Source organism: Paenibacillus radicis (ex Xue et al. 2023) (assembly GCF_024722015.1).
Lineage (GTDB): Bacteria > Bacillota > Bacilli > Paenibacillales > NBRC-103111 > Paenibacillus_S.
In genome coordinates, this window is the sequence record NZ_JANQBD010000013.1 from 142,530 (window position 1) to 159,393 (window position 16,864).

The 16,864-nt window shown below is 45.7% G+C and carries 8 protein-coding genes and 1 pseudogene; 3 read left to right on the forward strand and 6 right to left on the reverse strand.

The genetic code is table 11. The features are described from left to right. Positions 1 to 15: 15 nt before the first annotated feature. Positions 16 to 78, forward strand: a pseudogene (locus tag NV381_RS38490) (SUMF1/EgtB/PvdO family nonheme iron enzyme); the annotation flags it as partial. Then, on the forward strand, positions 75 to 410 hold the full coding sequence (locus NV381_RS18465) for a hypothetical protein (protein ID WP_258214766.1): 336 nt from the start codon (positions 75 to 77) through the stop codon (positions 408 to 410). The pseudogene NV381_RS38490 and the gene NV381_RS18465, both read left to right, overlap by 4 nt. On the opposite strand, the gene NV381_RS18470 is transcribed toward NV381_RS18465, so the two are convergent. The 6 genes from NV381_RS18470 to NV381_RS18495 all read right to left on the reverse strand — a co-directional run bounded on the left by NV381_RS18470 (position 397) and on the right by NV381_RS18495 (position 13,944). Continuing rightward, entirely contained in the window at positions 397 to 6,498 is a 6,102-nt protein-coding gene (locus tag NV381_RS18470; RefSeq protein WP_258214767.1) for an S-layer homology domain-containing protein, read from the reverse strand. The genes NV381_RS18465 and NV381_RS18470 overlap by 14 nt on opposite strands. Beyond that, positions 6,499 to 7,830, reverse strand: a complete 1,332-nt coding sequence (locus tag NV381_RS18475) for a glycoside hydrolase family 28 protein (protein WP_258214768.1) — start codon at positions 7,828 to 7,830, stop codon at positions 6,499 to 6,501. Positions 7,831 to 7,912: 82 nt separating this feature from the next. Further along, on the reverse strand, positions 7,913 to 9,562 hold the full coding sequence (locus NV381_RS18480) for an extracellular solute-binding protein (RefSeq protein ID WP_258214769.1): 1,650 nt from the start codon (positions 9,560 to 9,562) through the stop codon (positions 7,913 to 7,915). Positions 9,563 to 9,629: 67 nt separating this feature from the next. After that, the gene (locus NV381_RS18485; protein ID WP_171655755.1) at positions 9,630 to 10,505 is read right to left on the reverse strand and encodes a carbohydrate ABC transporter permease; all 876 of its coding nucleotides are present in this window, start codon (positions 10,503 to 10,505) and stop codon (positions 9,630 to 9,632) included. A 15-nt stretch (positions 10,506 to 10,520) separates the two neighbouring features. Further along, complete coding sequence (locus NV381_RS18490; RefSeq protein WP_419182281.1) at positions 10,521 to 11,483, reverse strand: ABC transporter permease; 963 nt, start codon at positions 11,481 to 11,483, stop codon at positions 10,521 to 10,523. A gap of 211 nt (positions 11,484 to 11,694) precedes the next feature. Further along, a complete protein-coding gene (locus tag NV381_RS18495) occupies positions 11,695 to 13,944 on the reverse strand; it encodes a helix-turn-helix domain-containing protein (protein WP_258214770.1) in 2,250 nt (749 codons plus the stop codon). A gap of 233 nt (positions 13,945 to 14,177) precedes the next feature. Here NV381_RS18495 and NV381_RS18500 point away from each other — a divergent pair, with 233 nt between their 5' ends. Further along, positions 14,178 to 16,463, forward strand: a complete 2,286-nt coding sequence (locus tag NV381_RS18500) for a glycoside hydrolase family 28 protein (RefSeq protein ID WP_258214771.1) — start codon at positions 14,178 to 14,180, stop codon at positions 16,461 to 16,463. The last annotated feature ends 401 nt before the right edge of the window (positions 16,464 to 16,864 follow it).

Sequence of the window (16,864 nt, forward strand, 5' to 3'; positions counted from 1 at the left end):
TGAAATTTCCATCGGTATAATGTATCCGGCAATGTATGGGAATGGTGTGCCGATTGGTTCAGCCGGGACTATTTTTGAAGAGTACGCAGACTACATTACCTTTCGGACAACGTTCGCAGCTCTATTGGGATTTACTGCTCGGTGAATCCTTCGAGCTTCTGAGGCGCATCTACCAGATCGAGCCTGACGTTTATAAGGACAACATCAAGAAATTAACCGAAGTGTTGAAGCTGGATAAGTTCATCCATACACCGGTTCGTCATCTGTCTCTGGGACAGCGGATGTGCGGCGATCTGGCAGCGGCCATGCTGGTTGGGTCACCTCGTAATATAAAACGAAGCACACCATCAATCCGAACCGGATTCATGATGTGCTTCAGTTGTTCTGTCGTATCCTTTATTGCTTATTAAACATTCGGTACATGATCACTGCTGCTTCTGCTCTTGTAGTATTACCACGAGGGTTAAGGTGGCTTCCGTCTCCTGTCACTATGCCTCCTTTAACCATGGAAGCGACACTTTCCTTTGCATAGGAAGCTACATCGGACTTATCTTTAAATGGTTCAAGATCGGATGTGCTGCCATGTTCACCAGACCCTAGTGTCAGTTGAAGTGCATTTGCGCAAAGCACAATCATATCCTGCCGTGATATTTTATCCTGTGGATTAAACCAGTTTTCCCCGATTCCGTCGCTTATGCCAACCTTCCTTGCAATGCCAAGCTCTTGATAGAAATAGTCTGACTTACTTACATCGCTGAAGTTGCCGTCAATGTCTGCGGAAATTCCCAGAGTTCTCACCAGAAGTACAAGGAAATCTGCTCTTGTAATGCTTTCCGCCGGCGAAAATGTAATATCCGACGTTCCGCTGATAACCCCTTTGGAAGCGAGCACTTCAATCTGCTTTTTCGCCCACCCGTAGCTACTTATATCATCAAAAGTTTTATAATCGAAAGAGGGGGCATATTTGCCGAAATGCGTCGTTTTAAAAGTAACCTTTCCCGTTGCTGTATCATATTTTCCATTCGGTACCTTCACCGCATTTCCATCCCCATCCAAATACAAGACGATGATATGCTCAGGGTCCTTCATTTCCTGATCCGATGGCTTAAACGGCATCGATATCGTAACGGCAGCTTCAGGGTTATCGTATTTTACTATCTGACCGTCAACCCTCATTTGAAGGTCCAGTATGGGCCTATCCCCGATAGTTTCCTTAACCACAAACTCAACAGGAAATGAGATTGTTGATGAAGCCGATACTTCGGAGGGCTTGAGTAAATTACCCGGCAGTTCTATCGTTGCAAACGGAGTCGTAATTGCTATCTTTTGCGTCTTATCTCCGTTTGTTACATAACTTGCGGGCAATACGGGTTCATATACTTTAGTACCGTCCACCTTTGGCACTTGAATTTTTACCGTCTTCACTCCATTATGATCCGCCGCCGCTTTTTCCAATGCATTTTTCAAATCGGCTGCGGAGATTTCCGCTTTTGCCGTTCCTGTCGACTTATCCAGCACTGCATCTACATTTATAGCAGATGAAACATTAGTGACTTTGAGAGCTGTGGGGTCTATTGTCACCGTCTGAGTGGACGGTTCGTTGTTGGAGCTCCTGTTACTGCTGTTATCAACCCTTCTGGTTATAGTAAGTACATACGTTTTCGTAGTACCGTCTTGTGCCGTTACAACGACGGATATCGTGTTAGCACCAAAGTTCAGATTCGCCGAGTAATTACCGCCTGACTCGGTCGAGACTCCGTTAACTGCTATGGCAGCATAAGCGGAATTGGCGATTGGAGCAATGGTTACAGCACTTACGGCATAACCCACATTTGCTGTGTAATTGGTTGTTTCCTTATCAAATAAGGGTGTCAGTATATCTGGAGTGACGATGAGACTTCTTAATGCAGCATCGCTGCTCAGCACCAAATCGTTCAAAACGGTCACATTAGCCACGGCCTCGTATACGCGATTGGTAACTGTGATGACCGAGCTTCCTGCGCGGACTGCCGTTATTTTTCCCGAAGCATCCACTGTCGCTACACTTGTATCGGATGATGCAAAAGTACTTGAACCTGTTACGTCCAAAGTATCTCCGTTTTCATAACTTTGCGTAACTTTAATATTCTGAGCTTCACCAACATGGAGGCTGTACCCTGTCGTACCCAGCACGATACCTGTTGAATTGAACGCATCCACCATCATTACAGGCTCTCTTGCATCCGAAGGAGATACATTCGTTGTGCTGTTTGTAAAAAGTACTCCATCTGCATGCCTGACATAATAACCATAGGCCGGCAGATCTCCCCATATATTCGATTCGGGATACTGTCCGAGCGCATATTCAGACGGATTTCCAGGCACTGTCGTTCTTCCGCCTTTGTATGTCATATTCACATTGTCGAAATAAATATTTTTTAATCGATAATTGGTACCATCCGACATGTTAGCGCCTGATATCGGAGAAGCCCAGGACGTGTTCATATTTTTTCCGATGATATCCTGGAACCGGACCGTATCCATCGTTCCCTTTTTAGCTTTATCGTCTTTTGTCGTACGGTCGCTTCTCTTAGCAAGAATGACAAAGAATGGGTTGCCAGCATCCTGAACATCAATTCTTTGGAAAGTGATGTTGGTTACGTCTGCTCCGTCAACCGATTCCACGCACATGGCGCAGTATTTAACGCCCTTGACCATGATGTCTTCAAACCGGACATTTTTAAACGCCCCGTAACTGGCTGTTCCAAATTTCAGGCCGTTTGTACCCGAAGCGGTAACATTGGAATTTCGGACGAGCACGTCCTCAACTCCACGTCGTTTACCGCTTTTAATGCATATGGCATCGTCCCCGGTATTTACCGTCACCTCTTCAATCAATACGTGATGGGAATCGACAATATCAAAACCGTCTCTGTTGCTTGACAGCTTCACATCCAAGTAGATGTTTCTAATAATCAGATAATCGGTTTCCGCATTGACAACGGTCCACATGCCGGATTTCTTGATATATAAATTTTGCATGGTTACGTTGCTGCTAAGTACGGTATAAATAGCCATAGGCCTTGTAGGTTCGCTGCCTACGGCAAAGGAGTCGCCGCTTCCGTCGATGGTTCCTCCACCATCAATGGTCACATTTTCCACATGATCCGCATAAATCAGCGCTTTATTGCAATTGGCTGCAGGACCTAATTGCGTGTTGTAAGTAAGCGGATTCGTATCCGGATAATCGGCAGTGGACGAGCTGCCCTTTAAGGTTGCCGTGGAATCAATATAAAAGGTCATATTGCTCTTTAATTGGATCATCCCTGAAAGGAATATGCCGTCATGTAAGTAAACCGATCCGCCGGTGCCCGCAGCCTCTTCGATGGCAGCTTGTATCGCAGCTGTGTCCTTCGTCAGACCGTCTCCTATGGCGCCGTAATTTTTAACATCGAATACCGGTGCCGGCGGCCCTCCTATGAAGGCTGCCTGGCTGTATACTTTAACATTGTCAAAGTAAAGCGTGCCGGTATTGCCCGCGTCGATGCCGAAGGATATTTTCCCTACATCCGAAGCCGGGGCCAAAAGGCTGATTCCGCCTACTTTTTTCATTCCGTCAATGTAAAGATCGTACTTACTGGCGCCTGTATCGATCACCGCCCTAACGATGTACCATTTGTCCGCATTGAAAGATACTCCTGTATTGGTCAACGACCCGTTTTTGTTGTATACAATGTTCCCGTCTTTGAATGCTATGGCCGCTATCGTATTGCCGTTACCGTCATAGATGTATGGGATGTACTTGGTTCCGGCTGTCTCCATGGCTTTAACCTTAGCTTCTATGGTCACTGTTCCGTTTAAAGATGAGAACTTCCTTGCAGCAGTTGCCGCATTCGTTCCAGTGCTTTTAGTTATCATGACGCTCTTATCGACCGGGAACGGGACTTCCTGCACGCTCACAGTACCGCCGGATGTATCTGCTACCCAGCCATTTGGTGTATCTCCTTTTTTATCGCGGTTAAAGTCATCCTTGACCGTAAAACCCGTAGCTGCAGTCGGGAAATTCACAGGCGGCGCCGCACTAGTGGCAGTGACTTTACTGCTTTGCACAGATTCGATCACTTGTCCTCCCGTAGTATTAAACACGGAGGATACCTTGTAATCATAAGCCGTGTTAGGCGATATGCTGTTATCGATATATGCGGCAATACCGGGTTGAGATTGTCCGACATAGCTGTACCGGCTATCTCCCGCTTTCGCTCTGTAGATGCTGTATTTCGTAACATTAGCCGCAGGGGTCCAGTTTAATGTTATGGAAGTGCTCCATTCAGCCCCTACGCTAAGTCCTTGAGGGACAGTTAGGGCCGAAATAGAGTTTACGGTCACAGTGGCCTGGACCTGGTACACACTTTGCCCTACTGTATATAATGCATTCAGCTGTGCAGTCCCTGCGCGGATAGCCGTAATTTTCCCTGTCCCGTCAATGGCTGCAACACTGGGGTTTGAAGATGTATAAGTACTGCTACTTGTTACATTCTGAGCGGCTCCGTCCGTGTCAACCGTATTCACTCTCGCATTAAAAGTATCCCCTTCATAAAGGGTATAGGCCGGTTGGTCAAAGTTAATTCCTGTGATTTGAGCAGGAGGCAGCGTATATACTTTAACGTTATCGACATAGCTTGTGGATACATCACTATTATCCGCTTTAAACATAACCCGTGTAATATTGGTTGTACCGTCAAAAGGAGTGACCAGGTCCGACCTGTCCACCGTTTGCTGAGCCCCGTCGATCCAAAGATCATACGTGTTGGCGTTCGTATTCACGATGATTTTAATGTTATACCACTGGTTCGGGACGAAAGGCTGCGTATTGATTTGCTGGGAAGCGCCGATCGCAACGAAATACCCGTTTCTAAGTCCGAATTTCATCACAGCCTTGTCTTTATTGTTGTAGATGTATGGAGACACGCTGAATTGCGCTCCATTCGTCATAATTCTGGCCTCTATCGCCACTTTCCCGGTAATTCCCGGAAATATATTGTCGGCTTCGGCGGCATCGCTTTTGCTCTTGACGTTCAGGCTCAAGCTTTTGTCCGCTGGGGAAGGAACTTCCGCTACAGCTACCGTTCCGGACCCCGCGTTCGTGCTGGTCCACCCGGCCGGGACCCGTCCCGTTGCAGCTCCGTTGAAGTCGTCATCGACAATAAACCCTGATGCCGCCGGTGTCTCGACACTTACTTTAGGACTTTGAGACGATTCGATCACTTGCCCTCCCGTAGTCGTAAATACGGACGAAACGATGTAATCATACGCTGTGCTTGCCGCTACGGTATTATCCGTAAAAGTGGTTGTTGTCGACTCTCCGACTTTGCTGTACAGCCCGCTTCCTGCAGCTGCCCTGTATATATAGTATTTGGCCGCATTCAACGACGCAGACCAATTCAATTGCAGCAATGTGCCCGTCACTGTACCTGCGCTGAGCCCAGTCGGTGCCGTTAGAGCCGGAAGCGGATTGACAATCACCGTTGCCGATACAGGGGTGCCGTATACGCTATTTGAAACCGAGATTTGCGTTGTACCCTGATTGCGAGCAGTAACTCCCCCTGTTGATGGATCAACGGACGCAATTGTCGGATTTAAGGATGAAAAGACATTCCCGCTCGTTAACACTTGCTTGCTATTATCTGAATAAACGGCTTGAACTACAGCATTAAAAACATCGCCTTGATAAACGTTGTAGGTAGCCGAATCAAAAGCTAAACCGGTTACTACAGCCGTAGGCGTTGTTGTATATACTTTTAAATTGTCGTAGTAAATGGCGCCGGTGTTGTTTCCTGTATCCATTTTAAAGGTGACTTTTCCTACTGACCCGCCCGACGCAGCTGCCAGGCCCTGACCGGTTAATTTGCTGATTCCGTTAATATACAGATCATAAATATCGCTGGATGTATTGATTACCATTTTGAGGTCATACCATGTGCCTTGAGTAAAGGCTTGTACATCTTGCTGGGTCGATCCGCTATTGGCCTTTATTTTTCCGCCGTTTAATTGTATCTTTACTATGGACGAGCCGGCCCCATTCGTTATATAAGGAGCAACCTGGGTTCCGGTCATAGCACCGCTAGACATAACGCTGGCTTCAACAATGACTAAGCCTTTTAACGGTTGGCTTGTAAAATCTAAGGATGACTCCGCCTTGGTCGTACTTGAAGTACTGGTCCTGTTAATTTTTACACTTCTGTTGGATGAATCGGGAACATCCTCCACCGTTACCGAACCGCCTGTCGTAGTGGTTGACCAGAAATTAGTATCCGCTACGCCATTGCCTGCCGAGGACCAATCCGCATAATTAGGTGCTTGACCTGTCGGAAAATGGGTACTGTTGTTAAAATTTTCATTCAAATAGATTTTGTCCGCCCCTGCCGCTTGCACGACCGTTGAGCCCAAGTCATATTCAGGCATCATACCTACTAACATAGCGACTATTAGTAAAATGCTTGATATTCTCTTCTTTCTCATCTATTTCGCCCTCTTCTCGCCTGATTCATCATCCTGCCGGATCATCACCGGCTCCAATCCGGCTGGTGCGTCAAATGAATCCATACGGTCCACCGTCAAATTGCGGACATGATCAGCGTACAGGCGACCCCGGTCGGAAACACTGTCCGACTGTTCATGTCGGATGCAGACATGGTTCAGAAGCAAACCATCAACATGCACAGCGATGAACTGGTATGGATGAACGGCATAGTTGATCCGATCCGGATCGAGTTCAACGCGTCGGGCTCCCGGCGGTTTTGTCGGATCCGTCAAATTGCAAGGACCGGATACGTTCCATATGATATTGCGAAAACGGACATTCTCCACGGGCTGCAAAGGAACTCCTTCGATATAGCAGCGCCCCTTCGCCGTTACGGTAATGTTATCGAAGGTGATGTTCCGGATGCGTCCAGCCTTCGGTTCCTTGTAATAACGGGGAGTAATGTCCAGTAAAATCGGAAATTCATTGCGTGCTTCAATGACCATGTTGCTGATTACCATATTCTCATACACACTGCCATCCTTCATGTAAAGCGCAAGCGCCACATCTGTATTATGGATGATGCAGTTATTAAACGTGATGTTGCGAATCGGTCCGATCGCTTCCGTTCCGATTTTAAGAGCAGCATGCCGGGAGCTGAGGATACAGTTGGTAACTGTAATATTTTCGCACACGTCACCTTCCGTGCTTTTAATTACAATGCAATCGTCGCCGGTTTTGATGTTGCAGTCGCTGATAATGACGTTTTTGCAGCCGTCCGGATCAATCCCATCGGTATTGATTCGACCCATGTCGGCGAGGATAGTGACTCCCCGCACCATAACATCCTCGCAGCGCATCAGATGCAACGTCCAAAAGCAAGAATACTGAAAAGTAATGTCCAGAAATTTCGCATTTTTACACCCCCGGTAAAACATGAGCGCAGGCCGAAACTTCACCCCGGCAGCCACGGAAGGAGGCAGAGGGCTGGCGCCTCCGCCATCAATGATCCCTTGTCCGGTAATCGATATATTTTCCACTTCATCGGCCCAGATCAAAGCTTGAATTTGTCCAGGCAAGTTTCCGTAAGGAGTCTTGCAAATTTCAGGATAGTGGGACGGATCATCAGCCCCTAGAATAACGGCGCCCATCTCCAGATGTAGACATACGTTCGACCTGATATGAATCGTTCCGCAAAGATAAGTTCCCTGCGGGACAACTACCATACCACCGCCGGATTGGCTGCATTCGTCGATAGCGGATTGGATTGCCTCATGATCCAGTGTATGTCCGTCTCCAATGGCGCCAAAATGTTTCACATTATAGCTCATAGTGATCTCCCTTCAAATTGGGTGATGATAGTACAGGCCCCAAAGATTGAAAACACATCTTCGGGGTCCTGTAATCAAATGTTTATTTATTTAAAAATTTATAGATGTCCTGGGTGAGAAACGCCTTGTCTTTATTGTCCACATACCATTTGGCATACCAATCTTCCAATTGCTTGCCGCCGCCTTTCTCCCATACCGCCTTCGCGTCAGAAAGTGCCTTGTCGATCGTGTAAGCCGATCCGCTGACTATCGACTTAGCCCAAAACCCGCTAATTTGCTGGGTAAGATCCGTGTTGATTTTGGCAAGATCCGCCGGCAAAGTCGGCATGTGCTCGGAAAGAGTTAAATCAGGTATTGGCCGTTCCGGAGTTTCATAGGCTTCGCGCGCTTGCTTGATAAAGGTCAAATATGCCTGGTGGTCCGGCATCTTCGGATCGAAGGAGCTCTCCGTTTTGTTACAAGCCCCTACCAGGTCCGGCGAAGTTTGCATAGCAAGATCGGGTACGTAAACAAGCTCTTTTTTGTTTCTCTCCATATCGACCGGAATCGGGCAGCCGTTAGGTTCTTGCTTCCAATGGCTTCCTTCCAAACCGTATTTCATGACTTTAGCGGTATCCTTGGACGCCATAAAATCGATGTATTTGATGGCGGCTACGGGATCCTTCGCTCCCCGGTAAACGACAGTGGTCATTTGCGCCGGGTTGAGGAAATTCATGCTGAATTGGCCGAATTGCGTCTTAGGGAGCGGTACTGGCAAAATTTCTGCACTCGGAACATTTTTCTTCAGCGTCTGATAGTTGTTCAAGCCGGGATTGAGCTGCTGGGAATGCTGCATCACATACATCCCCAGCTTACCGCTTAGCCAGTCCTGCTTCGCCTTTTCGCCGTTTTTGTCGGTGAGGTAATCTTTGTCCACTACCCCTTCGTCAAACAGCCGCTTTTTAAATTCGTTGCTTGCCTTCGCCCGGTCCCAATCGTATACGAGTTTTCCATCCTTCACGACCCAGCCGACATCGCCATACATCTTGCTGATCCCCATGCCGCTATCGGAAGCGAGCGATATTCCGTACGTATTCTTTTTTCCATCGCCGTCAGGATCCTGTTCAGTAAACGCTTTGGCGATCTTAAACAGATCCTCAGGTGTTTGCGGCATTTGCAAATTCAGCTTTTTCAGCCAATCGGCACGAATAATAAGGGAGTACATGGACATCGTTCCCTGCAAACGGCCAATTTCATACAGCTTGCCGTCCGGCTTCGTTCCCGCCTTTTTTAATTGAGGATATTGTGCCAGAAGTTGTTTGTAATTAGGCGCATACTTGTCGATTAAGTCATCCAGCGGCAGCAGCTGCTTTTGTTGAAACAACAGATCGCGATATTGCGGTTCGTACTCGTTGATGACGTCCGGGACATCCCCCGAAGCGAATAAAGTATTGAACTTGGTGATGGAATCAGTTCTTGGAATCAATACATATTTCACATTTGTAGGGCCGTTTGTATTGACCCAATCGGTCCACCGATTTTTATCCATCGTGCCTTCTTCCGCAGGAACACGTCCCCGATCGTAAAGGGAAACAGTTGCTGCTCCCCTAGCTTCCCCTTGTGCCGCCGTTTTTCCGTTATCCGATTTTTTTTGTTCCGTCTTACCATCTCCACCTCCGCAACCAACGAGCAAAGAACTGGACAAAGCGGTTAGAGCAAGTACAGACACCCATTTTTGCGAACGACTGAACATTGTTTTGCCTCCCTGAAAAAATTTTTAGTGGTTATCATCATTTTGAGCTTAATATTGACCGAGCATGCTACCCTTTGATGGAGCCGATCATCACTCCTTTGACGAAATATTTTTGCAGAAGCGGATACACTACCAGCATGGGCGCGATCATGACAACGATGGCTGCACTTTTGATGGAGTCCGGAGTAACCGCTTCCACGTCATCGGGCTGCAAATTGTTCATTTGCTGCAGCAACTGCTGGCTTTGCACCATTTTCTGAACGAGAACGGTCAAGTTGAAAAACTTCGTATCATTAATGTAAATGAGCACGCTCATAAATGCATTCCAAAAACCGACCCCGTAAAACAGCCCTAATGTTGCGACAACCGGCAAAGAAAGCGGCAATATGACTTGTGCAAGCAATCTCAGCTCTCCGCAGCCGTCAATTCGGGCCGCTTCCTCCATCTCCGCAGGAATGTTTTCAAAAAAGGTACGCATCACAAGCATGTTGTACGTACTGATAAGTCCGGGCAGCCATAGGGCACCATACGAATTGACAAGGCCCAGCGACTTAACAAGTAAGAACGTTGGAATCAGCCCGCCGCTAAACAGCATGGTAAACACCATAGCCATAGTGAAAAATTTGCGGCCCCAAAAATATTTGCGCGATAACGGATATGCGGCCATGATGGTAAACAGCATGCTGAGCAGCACGCCGACCAGCGTAATGACTAAACTGTTCTGAAAGGCCCGAAGAATGTTGGTGCCTTTGAGTAAAGCTTTATACGAATCCAAGTTAAAGCCGATGGGCCACAACGAAACGAATCCGGATGCCACCGCGTTCTGATTGCTGAGTGAAACGGCTACAATATTGATGATCGGCAGCAGACAGCTGAGTGCCACTAAAGTCAAGATGATATAATTGGCCGCATAAAACAGCGATTCGCCCTTTGTGTCGTTCATAACGATCCATCCTTTCTACCAAAGTCCTTGATCAAAGGCACGGGCAATTCGATTAGTGACTGCTACTAGAATAATCCCAATCAGTGATTCGAACAAACCCATTGCCGCGGTCACACTGAAGTTAGCTCCTTGCAACCCTATTTTGAAAATATACGTGCTGATTACCTCGGATACTTGGGAAACAACCTGGTTTTGCATCACGTATACATGATCGAATCCGACCTCCATAACATGACCCATCGATAAAATGAGCATTAACACAATCGTAGGGCGAATACCTGGGAGCGTAACATGCCAAATTTTCCGCCATTTTCCTGCTCCGTCCATATTTGCGGCCTCATATAAGCTCGGATCGATCATGGTGAGCGCAGCTAAATAAATGATGGCGCTAAACCCGGCTTCCTTCCATATGCTCGATCCGATGAAGATCGACATCCAAGGAACCTCATGATAGAGGAAGGCATAGCTAGGAAGGCCGGTCAGTTTCATCAAACCGTTAACAACGCCTGATTGCTCAGCAAATACCGTCACCACAATGCCGCCGACGATAATCCACGAAAGGAAGTGGGGAAGATAGACCAGCGTCTGCACCGCTTTTTTAAACCACAGCCTCCGTGCCTCGTTGAGCATAATAGCGAGAAGAATCGGAAAAGGAAAGCTTAGAAAAACACGGAGACAACTGAGAAGCATCGTGTTGTAGATGATGTCCCGCGTATGAGCGTTTTCAAACAAATATTTGAAATGCTTGAAGCCAACCCACACGCTGCCGACTATCCCGTCAAAAAAGTTGTAATCCTTGAATGCAATGACTAAACCTAGCATTGGGATATACTTGAATACGAGATAAAACAGGATAACGGGCAAGAACATGGCCATGAGAGGAATGTTCTGTTTAATAATCCGTTTCCTGCGCAGTTTCACGTTCATGTCCGCATGCTTCATAGCGTCTTCAGACAAAAGGGGATGGACAGTGTTCATAAGAATAAATCACCTCTCTTTCGTTTGTAAAATCATCTGCTCGCAAATCTATCTTAACGGGTGTGGCCAGAGGCGTACATAGATATGTTTTAAGGCGATATGCAAAAACAAAAAACCTCCTTTCTCGGCTCGTTTCCTCGCAATAAGGAGTCGTTAAGCCTTGAAAAGAGGGCAGTATGCTTTTTGTGACAGAGTATGCAATTAAGCAAAATCAAGCTAACATCCCTTTTTTGTAATCACCCGGGGTGGTTCCGACATGCTTTTTGAATACGCGGATGAATGATACCGGTAAAGTATAGCCGACCTGAACAGATACGTCCTGGATGGTAAGATTCGTTCCCGTCAGAAGCTTCTTGGCCTGCTCTATCCGCATTTTGGTCAAGTAATCAATGAACTTCTCGCCGAATTCTTCTTTGAATAGCCGGCTTAAGTAGTTGGGGTGCAGTTCGAATTGATCGCTTAGCGAGGTTAGACTAAGGTCGGGATCGGCAAAGTGCGATTCGATGTACGCCTTCATATCGCCAATTAGATGATAATGAGTTTTGCTTTCACGGATGCGGCGCATATCTTCGGCCGTTCGATTCAGCACATCATAAAAGCGCGCGTCCAGCTCCGCCACTGTATCGAATTGCTCCAATATCGCATTGTATTCAGGCAAACTTTGCTCCCAAACCTGATGCAATTCTTCGGATAATTCCATCGATTCGCGGTACATTTGGTAGGTCATATAATTCATCATGCTCATTAATTCGTCTTTGGGGATAGGCTCGGACTGAATCTCTTCAAACATCTTGGCATATTCTTGCTTCCAATTTTCGTCGCCAAGACGATACGATTGGGTAATAGCCCGGATTCTTTGCAGGTTTTTGAACATGTCCTTGTAAATTGGCTGTCTAACCATTTGGTTATGCTCCAACAACCGGTTGTTTCCGAGCGTTGATTTGTATTGCAGCGCCTCTAGCGCATCGTTGTATGCATCCGGAACCTCTTCCATTCGACGGGCGAGGGAGCTGACGCCGATCGTAATCGTAAACGGTAAATTGGCAGCCACCCAACGAATGGTTTCTTCTCCAACCACATGCATCTTATCGTTGTCTTCTATGTTATTGGCAATAGGGAACAACGCTCCCAACCGATGCGCATCGATCCATTCCGCCCATACCGCACATGCATGATTCTGACAAACTTCCTTCAAAACGCTGCTTATGATAAATTTCAGAAGGTTTTGATCTTTCATGTTATAGGTTCTAATAAATTCTGAATACTTATCCATTTCCACCACAATGACGACAAAACCTTCGGAATCCCCTCTCAAGCCATAATGCTGAATTTCATCCGCCCATTTCGAAGGATTGTCCATAAGGTTGCCTTCGAGCAATTCTTGAAAGAAATGCTTGCTTCGATATACTTGATTTTCTTCATTCTGCTTCTTGTAATGTATCGACTGCTCAATTAAATTATCGATGCCTGACTCAATGAACTTGAACTCGTCGCTATCCGTTTTTCCCGCAAAAGCGAGACTACTGCCGTTCTGCGAATATTTGTAAATGTGGTTCATAATCATTTCGATCGGCTTGTAGTTTTTACGTGTAATATAAAAAACCCACAAACCTCCGGCTAATAGGGTAAGCATTCCAATGCTCATCCACACATAACTCAATACCGAGAATAATCCGAACAAATGCTTGTCTGAGAAACTACTATTTCCCACCCATTTCGTGTAATCCGAAGTCACCTTCGTATAAGGGAAAGGAAAGGCATGTACGGTTTTATCCGCCATCCTTCCGCTGTTGCCGAATAAAAACAATCCATCCTGATCAAAGACATCAATTTGGCTTATCTTTGAATCAAGCATCGGCTGGACGAGCTGCCTAAGTGAATCCAATCGAATATTAACTATTATATAACCTTCATTTCCAAACGGCGGCATCATCCTTTTGACAAGAGTCACAACAGGTTTACTGGTTTGGACTTCTTCATTTTCTTTGTACATTCGCAAACCGGTATTTCGCCTCGGAACACCGTCTTGTATCAGATGCAGCAAAAATTTGTGATCCCCAAATTCAGCCATCGATGGTGAAGATTTTTCCGTAAGCAATTTTTGATCGGAATTGCGATACAAATAAACCGAATCGATCAATGGGACATACCGCAGCAGATCGTACAATACTTTCGATGCCTCAAAATCATTGAAGTACTTGCTTGTTGAGAAATCATTTCTGAAGAAAAGCTCCAACTTTTCGTTAGACATCACTTCTTTAGTGATCGTTTGATCTATCGAAATGAGGGAAGAGTCGAGTGTTTCAAGAATGCGTTTCACAAAAATTTCGTTCGCTTTTTTTGCCTCCTCTTTCGAGAACTCACTCATGGACATAAAGAAAATGAGAATCAGTATGGCTACGACAATAAAAAAAACAGGGAGATAAGAAAGCAGCAAACGGTTGCGCCAATTAATTCTCATAATACCTCCTCAAGGGATCGGTCTATCCTGATTTATTTTCATTATATCTAAAAGCTCGCTTAGCGGAAGTCACATGCGGATAGTCAAACTTGGTTCCCTTTGTAAAAGTCACCTATTTTTCTTTTTGCATATCACATTAAAACATGTAAATATACACCAGCAGTCATCTCCATTACGATTAATTTGTAACTCAAATTGCACTAAAAAAACAATGTGAATGGGAGATGATAAGAATGATGAGGATGAAAATCTTTGTACACCCTTTGATCAAGGTACTGATCATTGCGAGTATGATGTTCGGCTTTTACCCAAGTGAGTATATGGTTAAGGCTGCGGGAACCACTACCGTAATCGTGGATACTTCCCTACCGGTGCCGCAAGGACTTTCAGTGGGAACGGTAAGAAGCACTTCGGTTACCTTAACATGGACTACGGTTTCCGGCGCGACAAAATACAGTATATACAGGGCAGATGCGGGAAGCACACAATTTAATTATGTCGGGCAATCCCAGCCTGGAATCGCTACCTATATCGACAACAACATTTCACCAAGCACTACCTACGATTATAAAGTATCTTCCGTATTTGTCGATACAGGAGGACAAGCTAGCGAATCCCCACAAAGTACTAAGGTGACGGTGACGTCTGCAGCACCGCCGGCAAACTTCCCTACCTCCGCGACAGGTTATACGGTTAATGATAATTTTAACGGAAATACAACGGGAGCTGCGCCGTCCGGCTGGAACCCGAACACCTCGGGAGGCACAGTTACCGTTCAGGAAGTACCGTTCCCTACCGATAAGAGCGTGAAAATATACAAAAGCTCAACATCGAACGATGCCGCAGCTACCAAATTGTTTTCCTCCTTAAGCGGCAAGGTGACGGTTGAGGCAAAAGTAAAAACGACAGAAAATAGCGGGGTTCGATACATCCCTAATATTTATGACAACAACGGAAATAAAATAGCTTCTGTAGCTTTCTCGAACGGTAATATCGCTTATAACAAAAACGGGACATTAACCAATATTGATCCCTATGTTGCTGATAAATGGTACATTATCAAAGTGGTGCTGGATACCACTGCCAATACGTATGATGTATTCGTAGACGGAATAAGAAAGGTAAGCTCCATTAACTTCCTGTACGCATCCAACAATGTCGGGCAGGCAGGTTTCAGAATCAATTCAGGTGATACCGGAACGCTTTATTTTGACAATGTCAAGGTATACAGTCAGTCCACTTTTATCGGAGGACCGCCATCGCCCGTATTTGATGTGAAAAACTATGGGGCTAAAGGAGACGGCTCAACTAAGGATACTGCTGCGATCCAGGCAGCCATTAACGCTGCTGCGGGCACGGGCGGGTCCGTTTATTTGCATGATGGCATTTTTTTGTCGGGGATGATCCAACTTAAGAGTAATATGACATTATACATTGACTATTCGGCAACCTTAAAAGGCAGTACCTCCATCTCGGATTATCCGGATACGCACCCACTGACTTACAATACCCAATTGGGGCCCGACTCGAATGTCAATAAAGCTTTAATTTATGTAAACAACGTTGAAAATGTGAGAATTGACGGAGGCGGCAACATCGATGGCAATGGCGACTCGTTTACAACCGGCTCGGAGCCTCAAAGACCCTCAGCCATTTATTCCGTACTAAGCAGCATGGTAACGATCCAAAATTTATACATCAAGAAATCGGGCATGTGGACCGTAGTGCTTGCGGAAACTGATTATTTGACATTAAGGAATTTGAATCTATATGTCAATATATTAAGTAATAGGGACGGCATTGATATTGTTGATTCTAAGCATGTTTTGGTTGAAGACGTCACGGTGAATTCCGGGGATGACGCCATTTGCATCAAGAGCGGCAAGCGTCGCGGAGTAGAGGATGTACTCGTCAAGAACTCCAATGTAACGGCTTCCAGCACAAACGGATTAAAATTCGGAACCGCCAGTTACGGGGCGTTCAAGAACGTTAAATTTCAGGATATCATGATCAAGGATGTAAAATATTGCGCTATGTGTGTGGAATCTGTCGATGGGGCGGATGTAAAAGACATCACATTCCAGAATATCGATGTTCAAGATGCAGGTAATCCTTTTTTTGTCATCCTAGGGAAGAGAAGCGACCGTACTACCCAAGATGACGTACCTAAAACGGGAACCATGGATACGGTCAAATTCCAGAATATTATCGGGAAAAACATGAAAAATACGTGGGGCTCTCCGATTTCAGGTGCAAATATGTCGGACGGTACAAAATACAGAATAAAAAATATTTATTTCGATAATGTCAATATAACCTACAAAGGCGGTAAAACATCGGTGCCGGGAAATCCGCCGGAATATGCTCTTGGCCAATATCCCGAGTCCAATCTTTGGGGCGACCTTCCTGCATACGGGTATTACATCAGGCATGCGGATGGAGTTTTTTTTACAAACAGCACAACGAATGTATCTCCCTCAGATGTAAGAAGCTCTACTATAAAAAATGATGTAAATTAGTCTGTGGTCCGTTTTTTGTACTTGATTTGCACTCCTAAGAAGACGCTGAGGACTGTATAAGGACTGCATTAATCAGAATAAGCAGATGGGATTATATTCTTCATCAACCTGCTGTTTCATTTAATGAAGAGAAAGTGGAAGGAATTCAAAATACTTTTCGAGATGCTGATTGCGAATCCGAACGAGCTGGGGCACTTCAACAAGCTATAGGTACGAAAGCTCTCTCCCCCCCGTAATATCTGAAGACGCAAAGTTCTGCAACAATAGATTGGGGAGGGGTAATGTTTTAGTTTTGTGATGGTTCAGCATAAATTAGAAAAACAGAGTCGTAAAACCGCGTAACTCCGTTCATTTTGGTTCATATTAAATTGTAAAAAGTGATCTACCACCGGTTGTCAACT